Below are 25,610 nucleotides of genomic sequence, written 5' to 3'. Positions count from 1 at the left end.
GCACTATCATTGATTAAACAAAGGAAACAACATGACTTATGTGGTCGGGTTAACCGGCGGGATCGGTAGTGGCAAAAGCACGGTTGCCGATTTGTTTGCCGAACTTGGCGTGCCGGTGATTGATGCGGATGTGGTAGCGCGTCAGGTGGTAGAAAAAGGATCGCCGTTATTAGCGGAAATCACAAAACATTTCGGCGCGGAAATTTTGCTTGCCGACGGTTCGCTCAATCGCGCTGCCTTGCGGGAGAAGGTATTTGCCGATGAATCGCAAAAACAGTGGTTAAATCAACTATTGCACCCCGCCATTCGTTGCGAAATGTTAAAGCAGTTGGCGGCGCAACGTGCGCCTTATTGTCTTTTTGTGGTACCGTTGTTAATTGAAAATAACCTGACCACCTTCTGCCAACGGGTGTTGGTGGTGGATGTGAGTGAGCAAACCCAATTGGAACGGGCAAGTCGGCGGGATAACAATCGGTTGGCACTCATTAAAAATATTATGCAATCGCAAGTCAGCCGCACGGAACGCTTAACACACGCCGATGACGTAATTAATAATGACGAGGATTTAGCCCGAAGCCTGCCTCAACTGAAGCAAAAAGTGCTAGACTTGCACCACCTCTATTTACAACTTGCGGAGACATTCAATGAGCGATGAAACCTTTACTGTGCCCTGCCCGATTTGCCACAAAGCGGTAGTCTGGTCGGAGCAAAGCCCTTATCGTCCGTTTTGTAGCAAACGCTGTCAGTTAATTGATTTAGGCGAATGGGCGGCGGAAGAAAAAGCCATTCCATGCGAAACCGCTGATTTCGCGGCAAACGGTTTGTTAAACGAAGACAATGATTGGGTAAAACACTAATGCACATTCAACACGAGCAAAATGCGGAACAGGGCGCATTCTTTATTTTAGACGAGCAGCAGCGACGCATTGCCGAACTCACCTATTTTTTCATTGACGACAACACCATTAACGCCAACCACACCTACGTGTCGGAAGCCCTGCGCGGGCAAGGCGGGGCGGATAAGCTATATCAGGCGTTGGTGGCGTTCGTTCGAGGAAAACGGCTCAATCTCAAACCGACCTGTAGCTACATTGCAAAAAAATGGCAGCGCGACCAGGCGCAGGATTGAGATCTTGACATTATCTTGCTAAAATCCACCGCACTTTATGTGCAAACATAAATTGTTCGGACGAAGGTAGCTGGAGAGCGGGGAATCGACCCCACGCCGACGAGGTAAAATCTTTCAGGCGCGATGGCAGGGACTGTTACTGGACGAACCCTTGGAGAGATCCAAGGTACTTTTAAAGCGCCTACTTTCAAGGTAGCGACTTTTTAAGTGCTAATGGACGCCGAAGGCGCAAAGAAGCGTAATCAAACAACGCTTTTCAAACGCTCAGGCAAAAGGACAGGGGCAGGAGATATTCGGTTAGCGTTAACTCAAGGCAATTGAGTTAATTTTTATTTTATTGATCCGCAACATTCTTTTCGCCTCCTTGTAATTTGGTTATTTACGAGGAACCTCAAATGTCACTAGAAGACGTTTTATCTGCAATAAATACTTTCGTATGGGGACCGCCCCTACTCATTTTGTTATCCGGCACGGGATTATATTTAACTCTGCGTCTTGGCTTCATTCAAATCACCCAACTGCCGCGCGCATTGCGCTATTTATTCAAACGGGATGCCGGGCTTCAACAAAAAGGTGACGTGTCCTCTTTCGCCGCGCTATGCACCGCCCTTGCCGCCACCATCGGCACGGGAAATATCGTGGGCGTTGCCACTGCCATACAGGCGGGCGGACCGGGAGCGATCTTCTGGATGTGGCTGGTGGCGTTGCTCGGCATGGCGACCAAATACGCCGAATGTTTGCTGGCGGTAAAATATCGCGTGCGGGATAAAAATGGTTTTATGGCGGGCGGTCCGATGTATTACATTGAACGCGGACTCGGTTTAGGCTGGTTGGCGAAGCTGTTTGCCATGTTCGGCGTGTTGGTGGCATTTTTCGGTATCGGCACCTTCCCGCAAGTAAACGCCATCACCCACGCCATGAACGACACCTTCAGCATTCCGATTCCTGCGACGGCGGCGGTTATCACCATTTTAGTGGGCTTGATTATTCTCGGCGGGGTAAAACGTATCGCTTTGGTGTCCTCTTACATCGTGCCGTTTATGGCATTATCTTATGTCGCTACTTCCATCGTCATTGTGCTGTTAAATTTAGAAAAAATTCCGACCGCACTTCAGTTAATCGTTCACAGTGCTTTCAATCCTGAAGCGGCATTGGGCGGCGCGCTGGGCTTTAGCGTCATGAAAGCTATTCAATCGGGCGTGGCGCGGGGGATTTTCTCTAATGAATCAGGCTTAGGAAGTGCGCCTATTGCCGCTGCTGCCGCGCAAACCAAAGAGCCGGTGCGCCAAGGGTTAATTTCCATGACCGGCACATTCCTTGATACGATCATTGTCTGCACCATGACAGGCATTGTGTTGGTGCTTACCGGCGCCTGGCAATCGCCCGGCATGGAAGGCGCCGCCGTCACCAATTTCGCCTTTTCCAGCGGTTTAAACTCCTCCATCGGTGCGACTATTGTGACCATTGGCTTGCTGTTCTTCGCCTTTACGACAATTCTCGGCTGGTGTTATTACGGCGAACGCTGTTTTGTGTATTTGGTCGGGATCAAAGGCATTAAGCTTTACCGCGCCGTGTTCATTGCCTTGGTGGGCTACGGGGCGTTTATTCAGTTAAATCTCATTTGGATTCTGGCAGATATCGTCAATGGTCTAATGGTTTTCCCGAATTTGGTGGCGTTAATCGGCTTACGTAAAGTGGTGATTGAGGAAACCAAAGATTATTTTGCCCGTTTGAAAACCAATAAACGCGACCTGGATGAAATGGCGTAATGTAGTGGTGTAAAAGTGGATATTCAAAAACAATATCCACTTTATCATAACAAGTTTAGTTCACAAAAAAGGTTTCTTTTTTCAAGTATCAGACCCAGATCATATTTTTCGGATTTTCTCCTCCAACCATCAAAAAAAACCTTGAAAAGTCCGATCAACATAACTATGTTGTAACTAAGGATTTTAACCGGGTCTTCGACCCATTCACAACAATAAGAGGTAAATGCTATGACATTAAATATCACAAGCAAACAAATGGATATCACCCCTGCAATCCGTGCCCACGTTGAAGAACGGCTCAGCAAACTGAAAAAATGGCATACCCAACTGATAAATCCTCACTTTATTTTAAATAAAACCCCTAAGGGCTTCTCTGTTGATGCTTCCATCGGCACCCCGTTCGGCAATCTGATTGCCAGTGCCGAAGAGGAAGATATGTACAAAGCCATCAACGACGTAGAAGAAAAATTGGAGAGACAGCTCAATAAGCTACAGCACAAGAGTGAATCCCGCCGCGCAGAAGAACGCTTAAAAGATTCGTTTAATGAATAAAAAACACCTGTGAAAATGACCGCACTTTTCACAGTGCGGTTTCTAATTTTTCCCCCCTTGTTCTTTCCTACAAACAAGCCATTTATCAATGGATAACTTATTGCTAGAATACAGCTTCGCTTTCTTTAAATTTATATAAGGCTAAGGAATGTTAAAAAAAATTATTTTTTCTGTAGTTACGCTACTATTAGTCGGATGTGCAGATGATCCTATAACACCAATCCCAGGGGAATTTGCCGGCGCCGATTATCTACTATCCGACATTGATGCAAAACGTTGGGCCTTTGATAGTAAACAAGCAGAACAGTGTATTTACCCTAATTTAACCCGAATACAAAAAGAACATTTTTCTCGAGAAGATACTTATATTTATTCTCAATACATACTTTTATATCCATTAGAAAACATCATCGGAGAAAAATACTTAAAAATAATTCAAAATGATGAAAAATCTATGTTATACGCTACTTATCAATATAAGAAATTTAAGTTTGAAGAAGTTGAGTATTTAGATAATCTTAAATGCCAAACCTTACGTACTAATGCCCGCGATGATTTAGATGTAGTTAAAGGTAAATATAAAAATGGTATGATTGAAGAAAAGAAAACCGAAAGTGGAGAGAATTCGGATCAAGGAGTTGCTACCAGTGAAAATAGATTCTTCTTTGATATCATAAAATGGGGTACTACATTGCTACTCTAATATTCCGGAAAAACCAAACGTACTTCAGAAAGCAAGTGTACGTTTTATTGTGATGCCCATAAAAAACGTATTTATTCAATGAAAAACCCTTGCCAACAGGACAAGGGCGATGGTAAAAAATGAGTTAAAAACTAACCCATACCGTATTTTTTTAATTTTTTACGCAATGTACCGCGGTTAATGCCAAGCATTGTTGCCGCACGGGTTTGGTTACCACGGGTATATTGCATCACCATATCTAACATCGGATGTTCAACTTCTGCCAAGACCAATTCGTAAAGCTCATTTACATCTTGACCATCCAATTGAGACAAGTAGTTTCTTAAAGCCTGTTTTACCGAATCACGCAGAGGTTTATTGGTTACTTGTGACTGAGAATTTAATACTGAAACCGTTAACGCTTCAGCCGGATTGCGTTGTTGTTCTAACATTGTTCTATCCATGTAAATCAATTAACTTAAAAAATTGCTCTAACGCGTGTAATTGCTCTTTCGCAGAGGTTAGCGCATTAAAACGTTGCTTAAAAACAGAATCGGGGTGAATATCCTGTAAGTACCAAGCGATATGCTTGCGTGCGATGCGATACCCTTTTTCTTCGCCGTAAAACCGATGAAGATCGCGGATATGCTGCAAAATCACACTACATTTTTCTTCTAAACTTGGTTCCGCAACGATCGAATGTTGCTCAATTAAGCCGACCACCGTTTGAAACAACCAAGGTCGCCCCAATGCACCACGTCCGATCATTATGCCGTCCGCCCCCGTGTAATCGAGAACGAATTTGGCTTGTTCGGCAGAAGTTATATCGCCGTTGGCAATCACCGGAAGGGAAACATTTTGCTTCACCGCTTTAATGGAATCGTATTCCGCCACACCTTCAAATTTACAGGCGCGCGTACGACCATGCACGGTGAGCGCTTGAATTCCGCTTTGTTCTGCGATTTTGGCGATTTCTACACAATTTCGATTTTCCATATCCCAACCTGTGCGAATCTTCAAGGTTACCGGAACCTTAACTGCTTTCACCACAGCCTCAAGAATCCGTCGAACCAAGTCAGGATATTGCAAAAGGGCGGAACCCGCCATTTTACGATTCACCTTTTTTGCCGGACAGCCCATATTAATATCGATAATCTGAGCGCCGTATTCCACATTCACTTGAGCGGCTTGCGCCATTTCATCAGGATCGGAACCCGCGATTTGTACGGCATTAATCCCTGCTTCTTGGTGATGCGCCAAGCGCAGTTTCGATTTCTCGGTATGCCATACCTGTGGATTGGTTGACATCATTTCGGAGAAGGTCAAACCTGCACCATAATTGGCGCAAATTCGCCGAAAAGGCAGATCGGTAACACCTGCCATAGGAGCCAATAAAATGCGATTTTTTAATTGATAATAACCAATGCGCACCGCGACCCCACTACTTTCCGGCAACTTGACCAAATACCCTTGCCAACCGACAAGGTGGGCTATCATACGCACTTTTAAGGCGTTTGAAAAGTGTATTTTTTAGACAATCTGTAAATTTTTTTCATTCTTTTAACTTCGTCAAATTTCTGAAAAAAAATCATAAGAAAGGCTTGACATTATCCATAAATTTTATATGGATTTTGAAGTAATTGAAGGGGGAAAACAAAAAGTGCGGTGATTTTTTTCACTGTTTTTCAGCGCTTGAAAACACCGCTAAAAACCACCACACTTTTATGTCATAGGGCATGATTCAACATCTCAGCTTGCCCGTAATCCGACACCATTCTTCACGTTCTGCCACCGGCGCCAACACAAAACCCTCGGCATAAGCATCGCACACGGACTGCGCCTGGGTTGCCAGAATGCCCGACAACCCCAAATCGCCGTTTGGTTGCACCAGTTGGCTAATCACGGGATAAAGCTCTTTTAACGGCCCAGCGAGAATGTTCGCCACCACTACATCGGCGTTTAAATCCGACGGTCTTTCATCAGACAAACATAGCTGTAAACGATCGGCGACGCCGTTTTGCTCCGCATTATTGCGACTTGCCAGAATCGCCTGCGGATCGATGTCAATACCTACCGCACTTTTTGCCCCCAGTTTCAACGCCGCAATAGCAAGAATGCCGGAACCGCAACCGAAATCAATCACAGTTTTGCCTTGCAAACCTAAGCCGTCCAGCCACTCCAGGCATAACGCCGTAGTCGGGTGGGTTCCCGTACCGAACGCCAGCCCCGGATCAAGCATCACGTTCACCGCATTCGGATCAGGCACTTCACGCCAACTCGGACAAATCCACAAGCGCTTGCCGAATTGCATCGGGTGGAAATTATCCATCCATTCACGTTCCCAATCTTTATCTTCGATTTGCTCGATTTTATAAGCGGCATGATTGTCCAAATACTTTGCCTGTTTAAGCTGCGTCACCACCGCGTTCATGTCGGTTTCCGCATCAAACAAAGCAATCACATCCGTATTACCCCACAAACGGGTTTCCCCCGGCAGCGGCTCAAAAATCGGCGTGTCCTGACTGTCCATAAAAGTCACTGATACCGATCCGATTTCTTCTAAGAAATCACTGAGTTGCTCTGCCTTTTCGTTAGTACTGTTCAGGCGAATTTGAATCCAAGCCATACTTATTCCTTATTATTTCCCGTAACCTTCGTAATAATAAGATTGCTCAATACCTTTAAAAATCATCTCACGGTTATTCACATCATCAGTCAAATTACTTTGTAATAAAAAGCGAATTTCCAAATCATTAATCGGACTGCGCTCCATAGCTTGTAAATACAACGTTTTATCTACATTTTGCCAATTAACCACTTTGCCTAAGTTTTTCTTTAAAATTAAATCTAACCAAATACGGGTTGAACGTCCATTTCCTTCCAAAAACGGATGCGCAATATTCATTTCCACATATTTGTTAATAATGTCTTCAAAACTGCTTTCGGGCATTTGCTCTATTTTCCCTAACGCCTCCTTTAAATAAAGCGAGTTGGCAAAACGAAAATTTCCCTTGGAAATATTTTGTTCCCGAATCACGCCGGCAAACTCATACAAATCTTGAAATAAATAGCGATGAATCTGCTGCAATCCCCGCGTAGTTCCCACTTCCATTTGATGAATATCACCCGTTTCAAACAAGCGGTAAGCATTTTCTAAACTGTGCTGATCTGTTTTTTTCATTGAATTCACCCGTTATTTTCACCGCACTTTATCAGCAATTCCTCCTATTTTATTTCCCACCCAAAACGCCGCCAAGCCGAAAACCAGCGCCGGGACAATAGGGTTGAAGCCGAATAATTTAATGCCGAATTGGGTGAGCAAAATAAATGAGATTAAACCTGCTAACATGGAGCTGATCGCTCCGTAAGCATTGGCTTTATCCCAATATAAGCCGAGTACGATGACCCACAAAAATGCCGCTTCCAACCCACCGAAGGCAAACAGATTCAGCCAAATGATCATATCCGGCGGATTGAGGGAGGCGAAGATTAAAAGTGCGGTCAAAATTAACGTAATTATTGAGGAGATTCGCCCGATACGTTTTTGATTTTGCGCCGCCTGTGGTTTTGTCGCTAAATATAAATCCTTCACGAAAATGGAAGAAGATTGAATCAGCTGCGCATCCACCGTAGACATGATTGCCGACATCGGCGCAGCAAGGAAAATGCCCGCGACGATAGGCGGTAACACTTGTAACATTAGGCTTGGAATGACTTTGTCCGACACTGTTAAAGCCGGCACTACAACACGACCTAATGCACCCGCCAAGTGCATACCTAACATAACCACCGTCAACACAATAGTGCCAATAAGCATACCACTGTGCAAGGCTTTGCTGTCTTTAAATGCCATGCAACGTACCGCCGTGTGCGGCAAGCCGACTACACCAAAGCACACCAAAATCCAGAAGGACGCCATGAATTGAAAATCCAGCATGTCGTTCGGTCCGTACGGGCTAACCAGGCCTGGGTCGATTTCAGTTAATTTTTTGACCGCACTTTCTACGCCGCCCACCTGATAAATCACACCGACCAATAACACAATGGTACCTAAAATCATCACTGTGCCTTGGATGGTATCCGTCAGTACCACCGCGCGGAAGCCGCCGACAAAGGTATAAATCCCCACTGTCAGGGCAAAAATCAACAAGGCTTGGGTATAAGGAATGCCGATGGTAGTCTCCAATAAACGGGCGCCGCCGATAAACTGCACGGTCATGGCGGCAAAAAAGGCGATAAGCAACGCCACACAGGCAATCCACACTAAATATTTGTTTTTGTAGCGATACAGAAGCAGATCGTTGATTGTTAAAGCGTTGGTTTTGCGGGAAAGTAATGCGAATTTTTTCCCCAAAGCACCGAGCGCCAACCACACTGCCGGCACTTGAATCATGGCAAGCAACACCCAACCCAAGCCGTATTTATACGCGGCACCCGGTCCGCCGATGAAAGAACTGGCGCTGGCATAAGTGGAGGCGGTGGTCATGGCGAGTACAAAGCCTGTCATGGAGCGGTTGCCCACGTAATATTCGGAAAGAAAATCGCCGCTTTTTTGGCGTTTAACATAAGCGTAAATCGCCGCGCCGAATACAAACGCCAAATAAATCACTAACGGAAAAATAATGCCTAAATTCACTGTTTATTCTCCGTCATGTTTTGCGTTTGGGATTCCACATCCAACGGAATATCCTGAAATACAATTTTAATCAGCCAATATGCCACCACAATAAACAGAATCGGCAGATAAATACAGGCAAGTTCAAACCACAACGGAAAACCCATAGGACCGTGCGTACCTTTTGGCAAATACGCGCATAAGCACCAACCGACCACATAAAGCAGCGTTAAACCCAGCGACCACCGCGCTTCTTTCGTGGCTTGTTTATAGCGTTGTTGTAAATCCATTACATCATCCTTCATTGAAAACCTTAAAAAGTTTTGCTCATTTCTAAATAAATCCGGTTTTTATCATAACGATAAAACGGATGATTGCTGTCGTTTTTTTGATACGACCAGGTTAGTTTAGGAGTGATGCCTAAAAAGTACAGGTTACGATGCCATACAGTAAGTGCGGCTTGATATTCGTTGTTTTTTTGGCGAATGCTAAAGAAATCAATGTTGTTATAAGTTCGTCTGGCATAGGCAAGGGAAATGCGGGTAGAAATGCCCAACGGCCATTCCTGCACCCAGCCCAAACGAAGATTTTTACGCTGATAGGCATTATCGCTATCGCGGGTATTTTCACGGTTGTAATCCACCCCGGCAAACCAATATTGACCGCTGTAAGGCAAGAATAACAAGGTGTTCGACCACAAATAATTATTGCCGCTTAAATGTTTGCGCTTCACATAACGCTGTTCGCCATACTCAAGTGCGGTGGAAATTTGCCACATTTTATGGAACCAATGGCTTAATTCAAAACGTACACCGGAGTTTTTAGAAAATTGCTTCATAGCATCACTGCCGGAAGATCCGCCGGAATACCAACGACGTTCGGTGAAAGGCAACAACACCACTTCGGTATTTGCCGTTTGATAGCCCAAGCCTGCCCCGATACGGGCGTTGAATTCGTTATATTTCTTGTTATCCCAATAATATTTGCCTTGTCCGTCCCAAATAAATTTGGCGAAGACATTTTTTGGCAGCGACCATTTCTTTTCACTACTGAGATAATAAGAAAGCCCGTGTGCCGATTCGCGCTGCCACGCCTGCCAGCCACCGATACGTGTGCCCGCTTTTGGTGCATTACTGACGTTCGATTCATTTAAAAAACTAATACCGCTGCTGATTCTCCATTGATCACGTTGGTTGATCGCCGTTAAATACTGATCGATCACGTGCTGTGATTGTTCGTCATTCACTTCCGCACGGAGTTTTTGAAACTGATCTTTTGCCGCTTCGTTATCATTATTCAAAAATAACGCGTGCGCCAATTGATAACGCAACTGCAAAATATCGGGGCGTTGTGCAAACAAAGTGCGATATTCCTGCACCGCACGGGAATAATTCCCTTGTTTGGTCGCTATAATGGCCTCCGCCCAAGCTAACAAAAATGGATCCTGCTGTGGCAGATTCTGGTATAACGGCAACAGCAGTTCCACCGCCTCCGTATTATTCTGCAGCACTGCCGGAATCAATCCGCGAATAATTAAATCAGGATGCTTCGCCAGCTCTTCTTTGGTGATGGAAAGCGTGTGCTTATTATCGCTACTCTCTGTTTGCACCGGCTGCGGTTGCGCAAGCTGAGGTTTCGCCACCTGAATGCGCTCTTCCGGCAAATTATTTCTCGGTTCCGGTCTCTCTTCGGCGTAGACCATACTTGTTGCTGCAAGTGACAAAGCAAAAAATAAAAAAGAATGGTTAAGTTTCATTGCGTATAAATTTGTAGAAATGAATAAAGCAAGCCGTGGCTTGCTTTATTCTATTCATTAAGAACTATGGATTAGGTTTAGCACTGTCATCTTTTTTTGCACCAAACGCACCATACCAAGGTTTCTCTCCTGATCTATGAAATGCGCCAGCCAATGCCTCTGCATTATTACCATAGAACTTACCTTCCACGGCAGCTTCACCGGATAAATGCTCAGATTTAGCTTTTCCCTCAAAACTGTTGTTAGAAATAGTCGCATTCATATTAATTACTTGAGAATCAGCGGACATCCCTGTACGTTCTAAAGTTCCTGGTCCAAAAATAAATTTACCATCTAATTTTTTAGACCCAAAATCAGCTCTAATTTCTGCTTTACCTTTTGTAATTTGATCACCGACCCCGATAGGAGCACCATCTCTCTTCTGACCAGCTATAACCACACTGCCTAAGTATTTAACTTCGCCTACACTAGGTATATCTTTGGCAGTTTTACCATTATAAAATACTTGATCATTAGGCAAATCTTCTGTCTTAGAAAATAAATAACCATACTGATAAAGGCTATTGTTCTCGCCTATAAAACTATAACTATCAGAATCTTCAAGTAGATTAATTTTATGTCCACCAATATCTAACGCTTTTAGATTTGAATTACTATTTATTGAAGTTTTTGATACATTACCTTTTTCTGAAACTGAAAATACAGCGCCAGTATTAACTACAGGTGCCGGAGAACCGGAACCACCGCCACCACTGCCGCAAGCTGCAACGGTTAATGACGTTAATACAATAAGACTCAATTTTGAAATTGAGTGTTTAAAATTACTCATAAAAAAACTCCTTAGAAATTAACGTAATAGTCTGATATTTAATTAATAATCCACTAAATTTTATAACTGCTTGAAATTTTTAAGTGGACGTAATCGCATGAACTGCCTGGGCAGTTTAACACAATAAACAAAATACGTTTATTGAAAATTAATAAAAGTGCGAAAAAACCGGAATATTTTATTCATAAGCTCATTTCTTTGCTTACCCATCCCTAAAAAGTTCTTTAACACATTGAAAAAACGTTATTTTTTCTGACCGCACTTTATTAAATTAAGTTAAGGCTAAATATACGGCTTATTCGTGCATGCCTAATTTTTTCTCCAAGTAGTGAATATTGGTGCCACCTTTTTGGAAGTTTTCATCGTCTAAAATCAAATCATGTAACGGGATATTAGTTTTAATACCGTCTATGATGGTTTCTGATAGTGCATTTTGCATACGACGAATCGCCACTTCACGGGCGTCACCGTAAGTGATGAGCTTAGCGATCATAGAATCATAATGCGGCGGAACCGTATAACCGGCGTAAATATGGGAATCCCAACGCACACCCAATCCGCCCGGCGAGTGTAAATGCACCACTTTGCCCGGCGAAGGCAGGAAGGTTTTCGGATCTTCCGCGTTAATACGGCACTCAATAGCGTGCCCTTTCACTTTAATATCTTCCTGTTTAAAAGAAATCGGCAAGCCAGAGGCGATACGCAATTGCTCTTTTACCAAATCCACACCGGTGATCATTTCAGTCACCGGGTGCTCTACCTGAATACGGGTGTTCATTTCAATGAAATAGAATTCACCGTTTTCATACAAGAACTCAAAAGTGCCCGCACCACGATAACCGATTTCGACGCAGGCTTTCGCACAACGGGAACCGATGTCGCGACGTACTTCTTCGGTAATGCCCGGTGCCGGTGCTTCTTCCACCACTTTTTGGTGGCGACGCTGCATGGAGCAATCACGTTCCGCAAGATATACCGCGTTGCCATGGGTGTCGGCTAACACTTGGATTTCCACATGGCGCGGATTTTCCAGGTATTTTTCCATATAAACCATGTCGTTGTTAAAAGCGGCTTTGGCTTCCGCTTTGGTCATGGCAATGGATTCTTCCAAGGCATCTTCGCTACGCACCACGCGCATACCACGACCGCCACCGCCACCGGAGGCTTTAATAATAATCGGGTAGCCGATACGTTTGGCGATTTCTTTATTTTTCACGATGTCGGAACTTAACGGACCGTCAGAACCTGGCACGCAAGGCACGCCGGCTTTTTTCATGGCGTTAATGGCAGATACTTTATCACCCATTAAACGAATCACATCGGCGGTAGGACCGATAAAAATGAAGCCTGAACTTTCCACCTGTTCGGCGAAATCGGCATTTTCAGAAAGGAAACCATAACCCGGGTGAATGGCATCGGCACCGGTCACTTCGGCGGCGGCAATAATCGCCGGGATATTTAAATAACTTTTTGCCGATTGGGCAGGACCGATACATACGGTTTCATCGGCAAGCAAAACGTGTTTCAACTCACGGTCTGCGGTGGAATGTACGGCGACGGTTTTAATGCCTAATTCTTTGCAGGCGCGCAAAATTCGCAGTGCGATTTCACCGCGATTGGCAATGACAACTTTTTCTAACATAATCAATCCATTCTTTGTTTAAATTATGGTCTGTTGTGCTAATTATTCGATAATAATCAACGGCTCATCAAATTCAACAGGGTCACCATCATTTACCAGAATAGCTTTAACTACGCCTGCTTTATCCGCTTCAATGCGGTTCATCATTTTCATCGCTTCAACGATACAAAGAGCGTCGCCCGCTTTCACGCTTTGCCCCACTTCAACGAACGCTTTCGCTTCAGGACTTGGGCTACGATAGAACGTTCCCACCATCGGAGAACGGATTTTGTGTCCGGCAACTTCTTCGGAAGCCGCAGGCGCTGCAGCCGGAGCAGCACTTGCTGCCGGTGCGGATGGCGCCGGTGCGACAACAGGCGCAGCCGATGCCGCCATTGGCACGGTATATTGAACGGAAGCCGGAGAACCGCGATTAATACGAACCGATTCCTCACCTTCGGAAATCTCAAGCTCCATAATGCCCGATTCTTCAACGAGTTCGATTAATTTTTTAATTTTACGAATGTCCATAATTGTTTCCTAAAAGATGCAAATTTCAACCGCACTTTTCGTGAAAAAAGTGCGGTCCGGATTAAGTTTAAATTTTCGCCCGAGAGATTACCTGAAAATAATCATTTTGGCGACAAAATTCTGTTATTTTTCGTCAATTTTCGCTGAATTTCGCTTTTCCGCCAAATAACTTAACGCGAACTGCAAAGCAAACTCATAGCCCTGTGCGCCACAGCCGCAAATCACGCTTTCCGCCACATCGCTGAAATAAGAATGATGACGGAACGGCTCGCGTTTATAAATGTTGGACAAATGCACTTCCACGAACGGAATCGCCACCGCCAATAACGCGTCTCGCAAGGCAACACTGGTATGCGTGTAAGCAGAAGGATTAATGATAATAAAATCCACTTTTTGAAAACTTTGATGGATTTGTTCGATTAACTTTTCTTCGCTATTGGCTTGAAAGCAGGTTAATGTGACGCCTTGCAGCCCCGCCAGCTGGTGCATTTTGGCTTCGATCATGCCTAAAGATACATGCCCGTAATGGCTCGGTTCACGCACACCTAACATATTCAAATTCGGACCATTTAACAGCAAAATATTGAATTTTGATGACATATTCTACTCCTCTCATTCATTTTGCGTACTAAGGATTTTCCACTTTTCGACTGCATGAATCTGTAAAACGTCGCGAAAACCCACCGCACTTTTAATCTACTTTAACTACGCTAACAAATTCGGAATCCAATCCCACCAAAGGCAAATCGGAACCCGGCCAGCGTCTCACCAATTGATAATCCATTAAACTTAACGTATCCAACCCCGGCGTAACATTCGGCGTATATTGTTGCGCCATGCGCGCCAGTTGAGTCAGCCCGAAACTGCTTTCGATACCGGAACTGATCACCGCTTTAATTCCCAGTGCGTGCGCCTGTTCAATCAATGCGGCACAGCGTTCGATAGAGCCCACCAAGGTCGGTTTAATCACAATCGCCGCCAAGTGCGGTTCTTTTTCCACACAAAAATCAGGCTCGCGCACGCTTTCATCCCAGGCGATATTAATGCCCGTTTCGGCGGCAAATTGACGGCTTTCTTCACGAGTTTTGCACGGTTCTTCCAAAAATTGGATACGCGCACGATGCTCGGGCTTCACATATTTGGCGAAAAGCTGCGCTTTGGCCGGCGTCCAGCTACGGTTGGCATCCAAGCGAAGTTGCAAATCGGGAATGGCTTCCAACAACATATCCGCAATCATACCATCGCGGTTGGCTTCATACATGCCCACTTTAATTTTGGCGACCTTTTCGCCCTGCATTTGATCCAACGGCTCATACAATTCGTCGGGATCGCCATAACACAACGGCGCCACCTGATAATTCCCCTCATCGCCCAATCTGCCTTTCATTTCCACCAACGCACAACTTAAACCGAACGCCACGGAAGGGTATAAATCCGGTGTGAGTTCCAATTTCACATTGCAGCTGCGGGATTGATCCCATTTCTCCAGCCATTCGATCGCCTGCGCTTGCGCTTCGTCCAAGGTTTCACGGCTAAATTCCGGCAACGGCGCAATTTCGCCCCAACCTTCATTTTGCCCACAGCAAACTTTCACCAATAAGCCCTCGCGTTTTTTCAAAAAACGATTACGTAAAATCAGTTGGGAATCGACGGGAATGGAATAGCGGTAAAGATTATAACTTCGATTCGTCATAGTTTTCTCTTTGATAAAAGACTTGACCTACACGATCAATATGTTCAATGAAATCAGGATTTGACAGTTGATGATAAATAGATAAATCAAATAAATACGGCGAATAGGAATCATCTAATTCACCCGCAATCTTCAACAACACAGAATAAGTAAGATTTTCACCTTTTAAGGTTAAATCAACATCGGAACCTTCCCGATAGTTTCCCTTCGCTCTGGAACCATAAATAACTGCCGTTTCAATCTCAGGATATTTTCTCAAAATCGAATGGATCTGCTCAATGGATTTATCGCTTAATCCAAATTTTGACATAATTTTTCAACCCGTTGTTTAAATTGAAGAAAAAGGGGTAAATAAAGTGTCATAATTTTACTAAACTCTTGAGCCAGGATTTTTTCATCATAGGTATGTACGGTGATATTTCGACTTTTCACCATTTCAAGCCATATATCACCTTGTTGAATCAATCCGCGATTAAACGCCATGCGAGTGGTGGTACGGGAACCCAAAATATCCGCAACACCTTCCGCCTGTAAAATATCTTGCATTAATTTCCATGCCAGTTCATGGGTAAACTCAAAACGCTGAATAATGCCTTCCTTAATAATATCAAGGTTGGTATCTGCATACTCATGAAGTGCGGTTTCAAGTTGATTTAACGCTCGCTTATAATTTTCAAAGCGTTGTTTCCAACGAACATCATCTTGCTGCATATTCTATTCCTAATGAGTTAACCGTACGAAGCAGGGAAATTATGGATTACGTTTGAACTTGCCGAAATCCGGAGCGCGTTTTTCGTTGAAGGCGTTGCGCCCTTCCTGCCCTTCTTCGGTCATGTAGAACAACATGGTGGCGTTGCCGGCGAGTTCCTGCAAGCCGGATTGACCGTCGCAATCCGCATTTAACGCCGCTTTCAGGCAACGTAAGGCAATCGGGCTGTTGCGTAACATTTCACGACACCAGCGCACGGTTTCTTTTTCCAGCTCGGCATAAGGCACAACGGTGTTCACCAAGCCCATATCCAAGGCTTCCTGCGCATTGTATTGACGGCACAGGAACCAGATTTCGCGCGCTTTTTTCTGACCGACGATACGCGCCATGTAGCTTGCGCCCCAGCCGCCGTCGAAAGACCCTACTTTCGGTCCGGTTTGCCCGTAAATGGCGTTATCGGCGGAAATGGTGAGATCGCACATCATGTGTAACACATGACCGCCACCGATGGCATAACCCGACACCATCGCCACTACCGGTTTCGGGCAGGTGCGGATGTCGCGTTGAAAATCCAAGACGTTCAAATGATGTACGCCGCTGTCGTCTTTGTAGCCGCCGTAGTCGCCGCGCACTTTTTGGTCGCCGCCGGAACAGAACGCTTTTTCTCCTTCGCCGGTCAACACGATGATGCCGATTTTTTCGTCGAAACGCGCGTCGGCAAAGGCGTTAATCATTTCTTTCACGGTTTGCGGACGGAACGCGTTGCGCACTTCCGGGCGGTTGATGGTGATTTTGGCAATGCCGTCGGTGGATTTGTGGTAACGAATATCGGTGTAGCCCGCACTGTGATCGTTCCATTCTACCGGCGCGTAAAGCACATCATCTTTTGGATTTTGCATGAGAAATTCCTGTAAATTAAGGTTAAAAAAGTGCGGTCATTATAGCGGAAGTTTGTGAAATCTGAAAATGAAAAGGGTCGGCATTGACCGACCCTGAGCAGAAGAAAGGAAATTAATTTTTCGCTTTTGCCGCCGCTTTTACGATGACCGCAAATGCCGGAGCTTTTAAGGACGCGCCGCCCACCAATGCACCGTCAATATCCGGTTGGGTGAACAATTCCGCCGCGTTGGCATCGTTTACGGAACCACCGTATTGAATAATCACTTGGTCGGCAACCGCTTGGGATTTTTTCGCGATATGACCGCGAATGAACGCGTGTACCGCTTGCGCCTGTGCCGGAGTGGCGGATTTGCCGGTGCCGATTGCCCAAATCGGTTCGTAAGCAATTACCGCGCCGTTAAAGGCTTCCACGCCTAACAGGTTAATCACCGCGTCAATTTGACGGGCGCACACTTCTTCGGTTTTGCCCGCTTCGTTTTCCGCTTCGGATTCACCGATACACAACACCGGCACCAAGCCCGCTTCTTTTAACGCGCCGAATTTTTTCGCCACGAATTCATCACTTTCTTTGTGATAAGTACGACGTTCGGAGTGACCGATAATGATATATTTCGCGCCGAAATCTTTTAACATTTCGGTAGAAATGTCACCGGTGAATGCGCCTTTCACGTTCACATCAACGTTTTGTGCGCCTAATTGAATGATATTTTCGCCACCGCAGCTGCAACCGCAGTTAGATAATAATTTTTCCGCTTCCGCCAAATACATCACCGGCGGGGCAATTGCCACATCACAACCGGTTACACCGTGCAATTCTTCCTTCAAACCGGTAATTAATTCTCTGGTGAACGCTTTGCTACCGTTTAATTTCCAGTTACCCATAACTAAAGGACGACGAGCCATTTTTTTCTCCTTAATTTAATTGAATAAAAAACTGCGCCTACTATAACAAAAATTGCCCGCTTTTTCGGTAAAAAAATCACCGTTCTAAAAAATTTTCTTTGCAACAGATGATTCTTTTGGGGTAAAAAGATACAATCTACTGTATAAATTTAACAAAAAATGACCAATTGCCCATGATTAAAATTTTCAAAGCTGAACAATGGAACGTAGAAACACTCCTGCCGCTATTTGAGGCATACCGTCTTTCCCACGGCATGGCGGAAAACCCCGAACGGACGCTTACCTTTCTTTCCAATCGTATTCGCTTCGGCGAAAGTATTTTTTTCCTCGCGCTCGATCAATCCCAACAGGCAGTCGGTTTTATTCAGCTTTACCCCCGCCTTTCCTCGCTTCAATTACAACGTTACTGGCAATTAACGGATATTTTCGTGCGCGACGGCAATCAAACGAACGACATTTACACCGCACTTATCGCCAAAGCCAAAGAATTCGTCAGCTACACCCAATCCACCCGCTTGGTGGTAGAACAGGACAGGCAACAACATCATTTGCTGGAACAGGAAGGCTTCCGCCTAAACCCGAAAAAATCGGTGTTTGAATTGAATTTGGCAGGCTGATGAGAGAAAAAGTGCGGTGGAAATTTACAATGAATTTCCACCGCACTTTTGTTGACGTAAGGGCGAACCTACACCCTAAATAATCCGCGAAAACTGCTGTTGTTTGGCTTGTGCGCGGGAATAGGTGTCGAAGCACAAACAAATATTGCGAATCAACAAACGCCCTTTGGCGGAAACGGTGATTTGGGCTTCGCCGATGTCCAGTAAACCGTCGGCGGCTAAAGGCGCCAGCAGTGCTAAATCTTCGGCGAAATGTTGTTTGAAATGAATATTATATTGTTGTTCGATCGGCACGTAAGCGAGTTTAAAGTTACAAATCAATTGCTTAATCACATCACGACGCAGGCAATCTTCTTGCGTCATGGCGAAGCCTTTGTGTAATGCAATGCCGTGCGTATCTACCGCCGTATAATAGGCTTTTAAGTCTTTTTGATTTTGTGCGTAAGTGTCGCCGAGCAGACTGATTGCCGACACGCCCAAACCCAGCAAATCACATTCTTCCTGCGTAGTGTAGCCTTGGAAATTGCGGTGCAGCACGCCTTTTTGTTGCGCAATGGCAAGTTCGTCATCGGGTTTGGCGAAATGATCCATGCCGATAAATTTGTAGCCGGCGTTCCCCAAGGTTTCGATGGTTTTTTGCAGAATTTCCAGTTTTGCTGACGGTTTCGGCAACTGCCAATCCTTGATTTTCGCCTGTCCGGCAAAACGGCTCGGCAAATGAGCGTAGTTGAATACGCTTAGGCGATCGGGGTTGAGTTCAATCACTTTTTGCAACGTGAACATAAAACCGTCAACAGTTTGGAACGGCAAACCGTAAATCAAATCCAGATTGGTGGATTGAAAACCCAGCTCGCGGGCGCGCACCAACAGCGCGTTGACAAAATCCTCATCCTGCTCGCGATTGACCGCTTTCTGTACCTCTTTGTTGAAATCCTGCACACCCATGCTGATACGGTTGAAACCGATGTGACGCAAATGTTTAAGCATGGAAAGTTCGATTTCACGGGGATCCATTTCAATGCTGATTTCCGCGTTGTCGGCGATATTGAAATGATCGCGTAACATTTGCATTAAGCGGGAAGATTGCGCTTCAGTTAAATACGTCGGCGTGCCACCGCCCCAGTGCATTTGGGTTGCCATACGATCTGCAAATAATTTCGACCGCACTTTTATTTCCCTTTCCAGAAAATCCAAATAAATATCCGCTTTGTGCTGATGGCGTGTGATGAGTTTATTACAAGCACAGAAATAGCAAAGTTTGTGGCAAAACGGAATATGGACATATAAGGACAGCGGGCGCTCGAGGTAACGTTGCGCCGCTGCAATGAAGTCTTCATTGGTGTAATTTTCGCTAAATTCCAGCGCCGTCGGATAAGAGGTATAACGCGGACCGGATTGGTTATATTTCTGAATTAATGCTAAATCCCAAATAATCTCGGACATTACATTTTTCCCCCACTTTTTATAACGTTTGAATATCGGTCAACAGCCGATTTAATTCTAATTTAATTTTACTTTCAAGTTCCGCTTCAGCGCTTTCGCGGTGCAAATCCAGGCGCATTCTTTCGTTCTTTTTCAATTCTTTACGCTCATCGTGGGTGGGCATATCTTCCACCGTTTCATACAATTGCCACATGGCAGGATAATGTTTAAGCGCCATGCCCACAGGCTCCAGCAACATTTTCAAACGCAGCACGCCTTCCGACAAATTACAATCACTGCTCAACATAGCTTTGACAATAATTTCAAGGCTTTCTTTAATGCGATTGATACGGTTTCGGCGCGCCTGCTGCAAGGCTTTTTTCTGCTTTTGCAAGGCGAGTAATAAATACACGGCATAGCCGATCATGCCGGCAACAATACACACGGCCGCAATGAGTAAAAGGATTTTCCACATAATCTAAAACGTTTATTTGAATTGATTGATGTCGATTCGCTCGAAAGTGCGGTATAAATCTTCGTCATTTTCCTCATCTTCCGCAATACCCAATTCGGTCATTAATTGCTCGACGCGTGCCAAACATTCATCCACAAATCGTTGATCCTCGGCAGACAATTTTTTGCCTTCATCTAATTGATCCAACAACTGATTTAAGCATTCGTTATTTTCCAACTGTTCCAATTCCAGCATCGGATCCAATTTTGCTTTCGGTTCGGGTTTCGCGGCGGAAGTGGTTGGTGCTTTTTGCGGTTTATTCACAAATTCCACTATTAACGGCACTTTTTTACAGCTGCCGAGACGCGGATCCTGCGCTTCTTTTACCTGTTCGGCATTTTTATTTTCCGCCGCACTGTGACGAGAGCCCGAACTCAAGCCTTTGTGTTTACGCTTTTTCTTTTCTTCACGCGCTTTCGCGTCGAGTTCATAACGTGTGGCTTTGCGACCTGAATGAGGTTGCTCCGGTTTCTTATCGGATTTGCGGGCCGGCATAATATCCGTAAGGCGACGGGTCTTTTTCTGACGGGACATAAATGATCTCTTTTGGCTAATAAAATTGACCGGCGATTGTATCACTCTACGGGCAATTTAACGAGGGGTATTAAAAACGCGCCTGAAAAGCACCGCACTTTTAAGCGTCCGAAGCGGTTTCGGCAGTTGCTTGTAGCGCCAATTTCGCCACTTTTTGCTGTGCACGGCGTTTTTGAAAGAAAGCGCTGAGTTTTTCGCTGCATTCTTGCTGCAACACACCGGCGGTGATTTCGATAGCGTGATTCATTTTGTAATCATCGAAAAAATGAAAACGGGAACCCACCGCGCCGGTTTTGTAATCGGCAGCGCCGAACACCAAGCGTTTAATACGGCTGTGTAAAATCGCTCCGGCGCACATAGTGCAAGGCTCAAGGGTGACGTATAAGGTGGTGTTCAGCAGGCGATAATTTTGCAGCTTTTGTCCGCCTTGACGCAACGCGACGATTTCCGCGTGTGCGGTGGGGTCGGAATGGATAATGGATAAATTCCAACCTTCGCCGATAATCTCGCCCCCCTCGCTCACCAACACCGCCCCCACGGGAATTTCGCCCAAGGCTTCGGCTTTCTCCGCCAACATCAGGGCATGGCGCATAAATTTCTCGTCAAGGTAGATTTGGGATTCAGTCATGGTTGAGTTCATTTGGGGTTAAAGTGCGGTCGGTTTTTAAGGTGTTTTTTTATTTTCCTCGCGATTGACGCTCATTTTCTCCTCGCCCGCTTGCGGGACAAATGCTTGCATTTGAGCGTTGGCTCTGCCAACGACCCCGAAGGGGCGAGCGAAGCGAGTATTGGGTGGAGAAAATCCGTGGGATTTTCGGAGGGAGAGGGAAAATAACTTTCGCCTCCCCTCTCTCTGACAAAAATTGCTGAATACAATTTTCGTCGGTCTCTCTCCCGCAAGCGGGCGAGAGGAAAATAAAAAAACATCTTAAAAAACCAACCGCACTTTCTCGTTATACGGAAAACGGATATTTAATCGGTTCGTGGCATTGGTAGCCCGTGACTTTAAAGTCATCCATAGTAACCCAGGTTTCCAGGTCTTCCAGGGATTTGATGTCCGGATTAATTTCCAGCGTCGGCGACGGGAACGGCTCGCGTTTTAATTGCACGTCGCGCATAAGTTCCAGCTGGTCCTCGTAAATGTGCGCGTTGACGATTTGGTGGAACGCCTGTCCTGCTTTTTTGCCGGTAATTTGCGCCATCAAAGCAAGAAACGTGAACACTTGGATTTGGTTGAAATTCAAGCCGAGCGGCACATCGCAGGAGCGTTGGTAGCTGGTGAGGTAAAGGGTGTCGCCGAGCAGAGAAAAAGTGTGGGTGTGCATACAAGGACGCAAGCAGCCCAGATCAAATTCGCCCGGGTTGTAGAACGTCAAAATCTCGCCGCGATCGTCGATGCCTTTGCTCAGGTTGTTGACGATTTTGCGTAGCTGATCCAAATGCTCGCCGTTCGGTTTGCGCCAGCTTCTGCCCTGCACGCCATACACGCGCCCCATGTCGTCGGTGCCTTTGCGGTGCGGGTTGTTTAACCAGGCTTGGTTTTCGTTGGCGTTGGCGTCCCAGGTCTTGGTACCGAGTTTACGGAAATCGGCGGCATTGTCATAGCCGCGAATATAGCCTAAAAATTCGGCGATGGCGGCTTTCCAGTAGCTTTTGCGGGTGGTAATCAGCGGGAATTGGTTGTTCGCCACGTCGTACGTCAAGTTGGCGTTAATCACCGTTAGGCAGCGTTTGCCGGTACGTTCGTTTTCCACCCAGACGCTTTCGTCAATAATGCGTCGGCACAAATCTAAATATTGTTTCATTTTTTCACCGCACTTTTGTTGTATGCCCAAAGCATGATTAACATGCCGCCGAGAATCATCGGCAGGCAAAGGAGTTGACCGCGCGTGATCACATCAAGGAACAGCTCCACATCCGGCTCGCGCACGTATTCGATAATAAAGCGGAAGCAGCCGTAACCGATAAGGAACAAGCCCGCGACGGAACCCATCGGGCGCGGTTTACGAATAAACCAATTGAGAATCAGGAATAACACCAGCCCTTCCAGAAAGGCTTCATATAGCTGTGACGGATGACGCGGCAGCAGCAACGGATCCGTCGGGAAAATCATCGCCCAAGGCACGTCCGTTTGGCGCCCCCACAATTCCAGGTTAATGAAGTTACCTATACGCCCCATGCCCAAGCCGAAAGGAATTAACGGCGCCACAAAATCCGCCGTCGCCCAGAAATTGCGTTTTTGCGCTTTGGACGTGAGAATCATAGCAATAATCACACCGATTAGCCCGCCATGGAAGGACATGCCGCCTTCCCAAACGCGGAATAAATACAGCGGATCTTGCAGGAAATGGTCGAGATTATAGAAGAACACATCGCCGATACGTCCGCCCAGAAATACGCCCATGAAACCGTTAAATAACAGGGAATCCACTTGCTCCACGGTCCAGCCGCTGTTCGGTTGTTTTGCGCGACGCACGCCTAACCAGCGGGCGAAAATAAACCCGAGCAGGTACATCAAGCCATACCAGCGCAAACCGATAGGACCGAATTCAAAAATGGCGGGGTCGAAATGGGGCAATATAAGATAATCTGAATTCATAACTTTCCTTATTTCAACAACATATTTATCGCCACCACAATTAAAAAGGCGGCAAAGGCTTTCTTCAAGGTCGGCACCGGCAGTTTATTGGTGGCATTGGCGCCGAGTTTGGAAGTAAAAAATGAGGTCACGGTAATGCCCAACACCGCAGGCAAATACACAAAACCGATGGAATACGGCGGCATACCCGGCGCGTGCCAGCCGCTCACCATAAAACTTAACATGCCGGCAATGCCCATTAGCATTCCGCAGAAAGCGGAAGTGCCGATGGCTTTTTTAATATCCACGTTGCGCGAGTTTAAAAACGGCACGATAAACCCGCCGCCGCCGATGCCCGCCACGCTGGCTGCCATACCGATGAGGCCGCCACCGATAATGGAGGCTAACGGGGTGATTTTCTTATTGGGATCAATGTGTTTTTGTTTAATGGAAAGCACCATTTTTGCCGCCAAATACATCACTAAACAGGCGAATAATTTACTGGAAATTGCATGTGGTAATTTGCTGATATATTGACCGGAGACAAAAGCGCTGATCATTAAGGCGGGCGCAAAATATTTTAAAGTTGACCACACAATGTTGCCCAGTTTGTGGTGCCGTTGCGCGGAGGAAAAGGCGGTAATCACAATGGTGGCAAAAGAAGTACCAAGTGCGGTTGGCATGAGCAGCGAATCGGGCACACCGACGATAGGCAATAAATACACCAACATCGGCACAATCACCAACCCGCCGCCGATGCCGAATAAACCGGCTAAAAAGCCGGCGATACAACCGGCAAGTAAGCAGAAGAGAAGAAAGGTTAACATAATTATCCTTTGTACTTATATGATGGGCGTTTTGACTGTTTGGCATTGTTGTGTTTTTTCGACGGGGAAACGCGCCTATTTTCTTCCGACACACTTGGCTCCGTCGGTTGCAATAAACTGTTGTTATTTTCATCAAATAACACCGAGGCGAATTCCTTCATGGCTTTGCGATATACTTCTTTTTTGAAAGACACCACCTGACGCACCGGATACCAAAAACTGACCCAACGCCAACCGTCGAATTCCGGGATTTTGCTGCATTGCATATTAATATTTTTGCTGTCGCCGATGAGTTCCAGTAAAAACCAACGTTGTTTTTGTCCGATACACATTGGTTTAGAATCAGAACGCAACAAACGTTTCGGCAACTTATAACGTAACCAATGTTTGGAAGCATGCAGCACCCGCACATCTTTGCGTGTTAAACCCACCTCCTCAAACAATTCGCGATACATCGCCTGCTCGGGCGTTTCACTACAATTAATCCCGCCCTGCGGAAATTGCCAGGAGTTTTGTCCGTATCTCTTCGCCCACAGCACTTGCCCCTTATTGTTGCAAATAACAATGCCTACATTCGGACGGTAGCCATCGGAGTCGATCACTATCGTATCCTTACTTTTAATCTTCTAAATTCAAACAACGGTGAATTGTTTCACAAACTGCCCGTTAGCACAACTTATTCTTATAAAACGGCAAAAACGAAGCGGCAAATCCCCACGCCATTTTTTGATCCACTTCACAAAACCCGGTTTATCCATTTTCGCTTTTTGGCGATTTCTTCTACATTTACATTCATTGCATGTTAATTTATCAAAAGGAGTGGTGATGAAAAAAACCATAATCCTCAACGCCCAACGCTCTCATTGCATTGCCACGCCGGGGCACACCGACGGTTTAACCCTCTGCGACGCGGGTCTGCCGATCCCCACCTAAGTTGAAAATATCGATCTCGCCTTAACCAAAAACATCCTAAGTTTCCTCGCCTACTTAGATGCCATCGTCAGTGAGATGTTTGTCGAACGGGTATTACCGGCGCAGGAAATCCAAGAAAAAAATCCCGAAATGCTGACCGCACTTTTAGCCCGCTTGAATAAACCGGAACAGCAACAAGGTAACCGAATCGCCGTGGAATACGTTAGCCACGAGGAGTTCAAACACGCCACTGCACAAAGCAAAACCATCGTGCGCAGCGGCGAATGCTCGCCATACGCTAACATTATTTTGTACTCCGGCGTACCGTTTTAACGGAGGCGTAATACAGCAACTTCTGTTAAAAATCAGCGGAATTGTGTATATTTTTTACCGCACTAACGAAATTTTTCAGCGTTGCGATGATGTCGCTGTGTTGTGCAACAGTCAGTTTATCGGCAAAAGTGCGGTCGTTTTTACAAACGTTTTTGAGGAGCGCGCTGTGCGTTCCTTTTCAGAG

The 25,610-nt window shown here is 45.6% G+C and carries 31 protein-coding genes, 1 pseudogene and 1 riboswitch; of the genes and pseudogenes, 8 read left to right on the top strand and 24 right to left on the bottom strand.

Annotated features, from left to right (window positions below; all coding sequences use genetic code 11):
• The first annotated feature begins 31 nt into the window (after positions 1-31).
• The 6 genes from coaE (at position 32) to DK423_RS02800 (ending at position 4,153) form a co-directional block, all read left to right on the top strand.
• Entirely contained in the window at positions 32-655 is a 624-nt protein-coding gene (coaE, locus tag DK423_RS02825; RefSeq protein WP_005558588.1) for a dephospho-CoA kinase, read from the top strand.
• On the top strand, positions 645-857 hold the full coding sequence (gene yacG, locus DK423_RS02820) for a DNA gyrase inhibitor YacG (protein ID WP_005558586.1): 213 nt from the start codon (positions 645-647) through the stop codon (positions 855-857). The genes coaE and yacG overlap by 11 nt, the downstream gene beginning before the upstream one ends.
• Positions 857-1,129, top strand: coding sequence for a GNAT family N-acetyltransferase (locus tag DK423_RS02815; RefSeq protein WP_005558584.1), 273 nt, complete (start codon positions 857-859; stop codon positions 1,127-1,129). The genes yacG and DK423_RS02815 overlap by 1 nt, the downstream gene beginning before the upstream one ends.
• A gap of 141 nt (positions 1,130-1,270) precedes the next feature.
• Positions 1,271-1,419: riboswitch (glycine riboswitch) on the top strand.
• A 105-nt stretch (positions 1,420-1,524) separates the two neighbouring features.
• Entirely contained in the window at positions 1,525-2,898 is a 1,374-nt protein-coding gene (locus DK423_RS02810) for an alanine/glycine:cation symporter family protein (protein ID WP_005558582.1), read from the top strand.
• A 228-nt stretch (positions 2,899-3,126) separates the two neighbouring features.
• The gene (gene raiA / locus DK423_RS02805; protein ID WP_005540708.1) at positions 3,127-3,450 is read left to right on the top strand and encodes a ribosome-associated translation inhibitor RaiA; all 324 of its coding nucleotides are present in this window, start codon (positions 3,127-3,129) and stop codon (positions 3,448-3,450) included.
• Positions 3,451-3,598: 148 nt separating this feature from the next.
• Positions 3,599-4,153 carry a DUF5358 domain-containing protein gene (locus DK423_RS02800; protein ID WP_005558581.1) on the top strand — a complete coding sequence of 185 codons (555 nt, stop codon included), beginning with the start codon at positions 3,599-3,601 and terminating at the stop codon, positions 4,151-4,153.
• A 131-nt stretch (positions 4,154-4,284) separates the two neighbouring features.
• Here DK423_RS02800 and fis read toward each other — a convergent pair whose 3' ends face one another.
• The 16 genes from fis to tpiA form a co-directional block, all read right to left on the bottom strand.
• Positions 4,285-4,584: a DNA-binding transcriptional regulator Fis gene (gene fis, locus DK423_RS02795; protein WP_005540710.1), complete on the bottom strand. Its 300-nt coding sequence runs from the start codon at positions 4,582-4,584 to the stop codon at positions 4,285-4,287.
• Between the two features lie 4 nt (positions 4,585-4,588).
• The gene (gene dusB / locus DK423_RS02790) at positions 4,589-5,563 is read right to left on the bottom strand and encodes a tRNA dihydrouridine synthase DusB (RefSeq protein ID WP_100199371.1); all 975 of its coding nucleotides are present in this window, start codon (positions 5,561-5,563) and stop codon (positions 4,589-4,591) included.
• Between the two features lie 310 nt (positions 5,564-5,873).
• Positions 5,874-6,758 carry a 50S ribosomal protein L11 methyltransferase gene (gene prmA, locus DK423_RS02785; RefSeq protein ID WP_005558577.1) on the bottom strand — a complete coding sequence of 295 codons (885 nt, stop codon included), beginning with the start codon at positions 6,756-6,758 and terminating at the stop codon, positions 5,874-5,876.
• Between the two features lie 12 nt (positions 6,759-6,770).
• Positions 6,771-7,313: a protein adenylyltransferase Fic gene (gene fic, locus DK423_RS02780; protein WP_005558575.1), complete on the bottom strand. Its 543-nt coding sequence runs from the start codon at positions 7,311-7,313 to the stop codon at positions 6,771-6,773.
• A gap of 18 nt (positions 7,314-7,331) precedes the next feature.
• Positions 7,332-8,768 (bottom strand): sodium/pantothenate symporter, encoded by a 1,437-nt coding sequence (gene panF, locus DK423_RS02775; RefSeq protein ID WP_005558573.1) that lies wholly within the window; start codon positions 8,766-8,768, stop codon positions 7,332-7,334.
• On the bottom strand, positions 8,765-9,037 hold the full coding sequence (locus DK423_RS02770) for a YhdT family protein (RefSeq protein ID WP_005547570.1): 273 nt from the start codon (positions 9,035-9,037) through the stop codon (positions 8,765-8,767). The genes panF and DK423_RS02770 overlap by 4 nt, the downstream gene beginning before the upstream one ends.
• Before the next feature lie 23 nt (positions 9,038-9,060).
• Positions 9,061-10,503 carry a surface lipoprotein assembly modifier gene (locus tag DK423_RS02765; RefSeq protein ID WP_422108833.1) on the bottom strand — a complete coding sequence of 481 codons (1,443 nt, stop codon included), beginning with the start codon at positions 10,501-10,503 and terminating at the stop codon, positions 9,061-9,063.
• Between the two features lie 64 nt (positions 10,504-10,567).
• On the bottom strand, positions 10,568-11,332 hold the full coding sequence (locus DK423_RS02760) for a transferrin-binding protein-like solute binding protein (RefSeq protein WP_005558569.1): 765 nt from the start codon (positions 11,330-11,332) through the stop codon (positions 10,568-10,570).
• 295 nt (positions 11,333-11,627) lie between these two features.
• On the bottom strand, positions 11,628-12,974 hold the full coding sequence (gene accC, locus DK423_RS02755; RefSeq protein WP_005558567.1) for an acetyl-CoA carboxylase biotin carboxylase subunit: 1,347 nt from the start codon (positions 12,972-12,974) through the stop codon (positions 11,628-11,630).
• Positions 12,975-13,016: 42 nt separating this feature from the next.
• Positions 13,017-13,484 (bottom strand): acetyl-CoA carboxylase biotin carboxyl carrier protein, encoded by a 468-nt coding sequence (accB, locus tag DK423_RS02750; RefSeq protein WP_005558565.1) that lies wholly within the window; start codon positions 13,482-13,484, stop codon positions 13,017-13,019.
• 123 nt (positions 13,485-13,607) lie between these two features.
• Entirely contained in the window at positions 13,608-14,084 is a 477-nt protein-coding gene (gene aroQ / locus DK423_RS02745) for a type II 3-dehydroquinate dehydratase (RefSeq protein WP_005558564.1), read from the bottom strand.
• A 91-nt stretch (positions 14,085-14,175) separates the two neighbouring features.
• Positions 14,176-15,177 (bottom strand): o-succinylbenzoate synthase, encoded by a 1,002-nt coding sequence (gene menC, locus DK423_RS02740; RefSeq protein ID WP_005558562.1) that lies wholly within the window; start codon positions 15,175-15,177, stop codon positions 14,176-14,178.
• Positions 15,158-15,487 (bottom strand): nucleotidyltransferase domain-containing protein, encoded by a 330-nt coding sequence (locus DK423_RS02735; protein WP_061886850.1) that lies wholly within the window; start codon positions 15,485-15,487, stop codon positions 15,158-15,160. The genes menC and DK423_RS02735 overlap by 20 nt, the downstream gene beginning before the upstream one ends.
• Positions 15,469-15,888: a nucleotidyltransferase substrate binding protein gene (locus tag DK423_RS02730; protein ID WP_005558558.1), complete on the bottom strand. Its 420-nt coding sequence runs from the start codon at positions 15,886-15,888 to the stop codon at positions 15,469-15,471. Before DK423_RS02730 ends, DK423_RS02735 begins: the two co-directional genes overlap by 19 nt.
• Positions 15,889-15,927: 39 nt before the next feature.
• Positions 15,928-16,785 (bottom strand): 1,4-dihydroxy-2-naphthoyl-CoA synthase, encoded by an 858-nt coding sequence (menB, locus tag DK423_RS02725; protein WP_005558555.1) that lies wholly within the window; start codon positions 16,783-16,785, stop codon positions 15,928-15,930.
• Between the two features lie 112 nt (positions 16,786-16,897).
• Positions 16,898-17,689 carry a triose-phosphate isomerase gene (gene tpiA / locus DK423_RS02720; protein ID WP_005704363.1) on the bottom strand — a complete coding sequence of 264 codons (792 nt, stop codon included), beginning with the start codon at positions 17,687-17,689 and terminating at the stop codon, positions 16,898-16,900.
• A gap of 173 nt (positions 17,690-17,862) precedes the next feature.
• On the opposite strand from tpiA, the gene DK423_RS02715 reads away from it, so the two are divergent.
• On the top strand, positions 17,863-18,306 hold the full coding sequence (locus tag DK423_RS02715) for a hypothetical protein (RefSeq protein WP_005558551.1): 444 nt from the start codon (positions 17,863-17,865) through the stop codon (positions 18,304-18,306).
• Between the two features lie 75 nt (positions 18,307-18,381).
• Here the strand turns inward: DK423_RS02715 and hemN are convergent, their stop codons facing one another.
• From hemN to rppH, 8 genes are all read right to left on the bottom strand, one after another.
• Entirely contained in the window at positions 18,382-19,749 is a 1,368-nt protein-coding gene (hemN, locus tag DK423_RS02710) for an oxygen-independent coproporphyrinogen III oxidase (RefSeq protein WP_005558550.1), read from the bottom strand.
• 19 nt (positions 19,750-19,768) lie between these two features.
• Entirely contained in the window at positions 19,769-20,203 is a 435-nt protein-coding gene (locus DK423_RS02705) for a DUF2489 domain-containing protein (RefSeq protein WP_005558548.1), read from the bottom strand.
• Positions 20,204-20,215: 12 nt separating this feature from the next.
• A complete protein-coding gene (yihI, locus tag DK423_RS02700) occupies positions 20,216-20,776 on the bottom strand; it encodes a Der GTPase-activating protein YihI (protein WP_005558546.1) in 561 nt (186 codons plus the stop codon).
• 100 nt (positions 20,777-20,876) lie between these two features.
• The gene (gene tadA / locus DK423_RS02695; RefSeq protein ID WP_005558544.1) at positions 20,877-21,404 is read right to left on the bottom strand and encodes a tRNA adenosine(34) deaminase TadA; all 528 of its coding nucleotides are present in this window, start codon (positions 21,402-21,404) and stop codon (positions 20,877-20,879) included.
• Between the two features lie 325 nt (positions 21,405-21,729).
• Positions 21,730-22,581, bottom strand: a complete 852-nt coding sequence (locus DK423_RS02685; protein WP_005558542.1) for a thymidylate synthase — start codon at positions 22,579-22,581, stop codon at positions 21,730-21,732.
• Positions 22,578-23,375 (bottom strand): prolipoprotein diacylglyceryl transferase, encoded by a 798-nt coding sequence (gene lgt / locus DK423_RS02680; RefSeq protein ID WP_005558540.1) that lies wholly within the window; start codon positions 23,373-23,375, stop codon positions 22,578-22,580. The genes DK423_RS02685 and lgt overlap by 4 nt, the downstream gene beginning before the upstream one ends.
• 8 nt (positions 23,376-23,383) lie before the next feature.
• Entirely contained in the window at positions 23,384-24,181 is a 798-nt protein-coding gene (locus DK423_RS02675; RefSeq protein WP_061885999.1) for a sulfite exporter TauE/SafE family protein, read from the bottom strand.
• A gap of 2 nt (positions 24,182-24,183) precedes the next feature.
• Positions 24,184-24,783 carry an RNA pyrophosphohydrolase gene (rppH, locus tag DK423_RS02670; RefSeq protein WP_005558535.1) on the bottom strand — a complete coding sequence of 200 codons (600 nt, stop codon included), beginning with the start codon at positions 24,781-24,783 and terminating at the stop codon, positions 24,184-24,186.
• Positions 24,784-25,006: 223 nt separating this feature from the next.
• Here rppH and rbsD point away from each other — a divergent pair.
• Positions 25,007-25,426: pseudogene (gene rbsD / locus DK423_RS02665) on the top strand (D-ribose pyranase).
• Positions 25,427-25,610 lie beyond the last annotated feature (184 nt).

It is taken from the genome of Aggregatibacter actinomycetemcomitans (assembly GCF_003130205.1).
In the GTDB taxonomy this organism is placed as follows: Bacteria; Pseudomonadota; Gammaproteobacteria; order Enterobacterales; family Pasteurellaceae; genus Aggregatibacter; species Aggregatibacter actinomycetemcomitans_A.
The sequence above is the reverse complement of the archived record's forward strand: the minus strand, read 5'-3'. Positions and strand labels throughout refer to the sequence as shown.

Excerpts from the sequence above, each read along its gene's own strand:
- DK423_RS02770 (WP_005547570.1), bottom strand. The coding sequence starts at position 9,037 with ATGGATTTACAACAACGCTATAAACAAGCCACGAAAGAAGCGCGGTGG.
- menB (WP_005558555.1), bottom strand. The coding sequence starts at position 16,785 with ATGCAAAATCCAAAAGATGATGTGCTTTACGCGCCGGTAGAATGGAAC.
- lgt (WP_005558540.1), bottom strand. The coding sequence starts at position 23,375 with ATGAATTCAGATTATCTTATATTGCCCCATTTCGACCCCGCCATTTTT.
- menC (WP_005558562.1), bottom strand. The coding sequence starts at position 15,177 with ATGACGAATCGAAGTTATAATCTTTACCGCTATTCCATTCCCGTCGAT.
- hemN (WP_005558550.1), bottom strand. The coding sequence starts at position 19,749 with ATGTCCGAGATTATTTGGGATTTAGCATTAATTCAGAAATATAACCAA.
- DK423_RS02705 (WP_005558548.1), bottom strand. The coding sequence starts at position 20,203 with ATGTGGAAAATCCTTTTACTCATTGCGGCCGTGTGTATTGTTGCCGGC.
- aroQ (WP_005558564.1), bottom strand. The coding sequence starts at position 14,084 with ATGTCATCAAAATTCAATATTTTGCTGTTAAATGGTCCGAATTTGAAT.
- fic (WP_005558575.1), bottom strand. The coding sequence starts at position 7,313 with ATGAAAAAAACAGATCAGCACAGTTTAGAAAATGCTTACCGCTTGTTT.
- raiA (WP_005540708.1), top strand. The coding sequence starts at position 3,127 with ATGACATTAAATATCACAAGCAAACAAATGGATATCACCCCTGCAATC.
- accB (WP_005558565.1), bottom strand. The coding sequence starts at position 13,484 with ATGGACATTCGTAAAATTAAAAAATTAATCGAACTCGTTGAAGAATCG.
- DK423_RS02800 (WP_005558581.1), top strand. The coding sequence starts at position 3,599 with ATGTTAAAAAAAATTATTTTTTCTGTAGTTACGCTACTATTAGTCGGA.
- DK423_RS02760 (WP_005558569.1), bottom strand. The coding sequence starts at position 11,332 with ATGAGTAATTTTAAACACTCAATTTCAAAATTGAGTCTTATTGTATTA.
- coaE (WP_005558588.1), top strand. The coding sequence starts at position 32 with ATGACTTATGTGGTCGGGTTAACCGGCGGGATCGGTAGTGGCAAAAGC.
- prmA (WP_005558577.1), bottom strand. The coding sequence starts at position 6,758 with ATGGCTTGGATTCAAATTCGCCTGAACAGTACTAACGAAAAGGCAGAG.
- DK423_RS02810 (WP_005558582.1), top strand. The coding sequence starts at position 1,525 with ATGTCACTAGAAGACGTTTTATCTGCAATAAATACTTTCGTATGGGGA.
- DK423_RS02685 (WP_005558542.1), bottom strand. The coding sequence starts at position 22,581 with ATGAAACAATATTTAGATTTGTGCCGACGCATTATTGACGAAAGCGTC.
- yihI (WP_005558546.1), bottom strand. The coding sequence starts at position 20,776 with ATGTCCCGTCAGAAAAAGACCCGTCGCCTTACGGATATTATGCCGGCC.
- yacG (WP_005558586.1), top strand. The coding sequence starts at position 645 with ATGAGCGATGAAACCTTTACTGTGCCCTGCCCGATTTGCCACAAAGCG.
- fis (WP_005540710.1), bottom strand. The coding sequence starts at position 4,584 with ATGTTAGAACAACAACGCAATCCGGCTGAAGCGTTAACGGTTTCAGTA.
- DK423_RS02675 (WP_061885999.1), bottom strand. The coding sequence starts at position 24,181 with ATGTTAACCTTTCTTCTCTTCTGCTTACTTGCCGGTTGTATCGCCGGC.
- DK423_RS02765 (WP_422108833.1), bottom strand. The coding sequence starts at position 10,503 with ATGAAACTTAACCATTCTTTTTTATTTTTTGCTTTGTCACTTGCAGCA.
- DK423_RS02815 (WP_005558584.1), top strand. The coding sequence starts at position 857 with ATGCACATTCAACACGAGCAAAATGCGGAACAGGGCGCATTCTTTATT.
- DK423_RS02730 (WP_005558558.1), bottom strand. The coding sequence starts at position 15,888 with ATGCAGCAAGATGATGTTCGTTGGAAACAACGCTTTGAAAATTATAAG.
- tadA (WP_005558544.1), bottom strand. The coding sequence starts at position 21,404 with ATGACTGAATCCCAAATCTACCTTGACGAGAAATTTATGCGCCATGCC.
- DK423_RS02715 (WP_005558551.1), top strand. The coding sequence starts at position 17,863 with ATGATTAAAATTTTCAAAGCTGAACAATGGAACGTAGAAACACTCCTG.
- DK423_RS02735 (WP_061886850.1), bottom strand. The coding sequence starts at position 15,487 with ATGTCAAAATTTGGATTAAGCGATAAATCCATTGAGCAGATCCATTCG.
- tpiA (WP_005704363.1), bottom strand. The coding sequence starts at position 17,689 with ATGGCTCGTCGTCCTTTAGTTATGGGTAACTGGAAATTAAACGGTAGC.
- accC (WP_005558567.1), bottom strand. The coding sequence starts at position 12,974 with ATGTTAGAAAAAGTTGTCATTGCCAATCGCGGTGAAATCGCACTGCGA.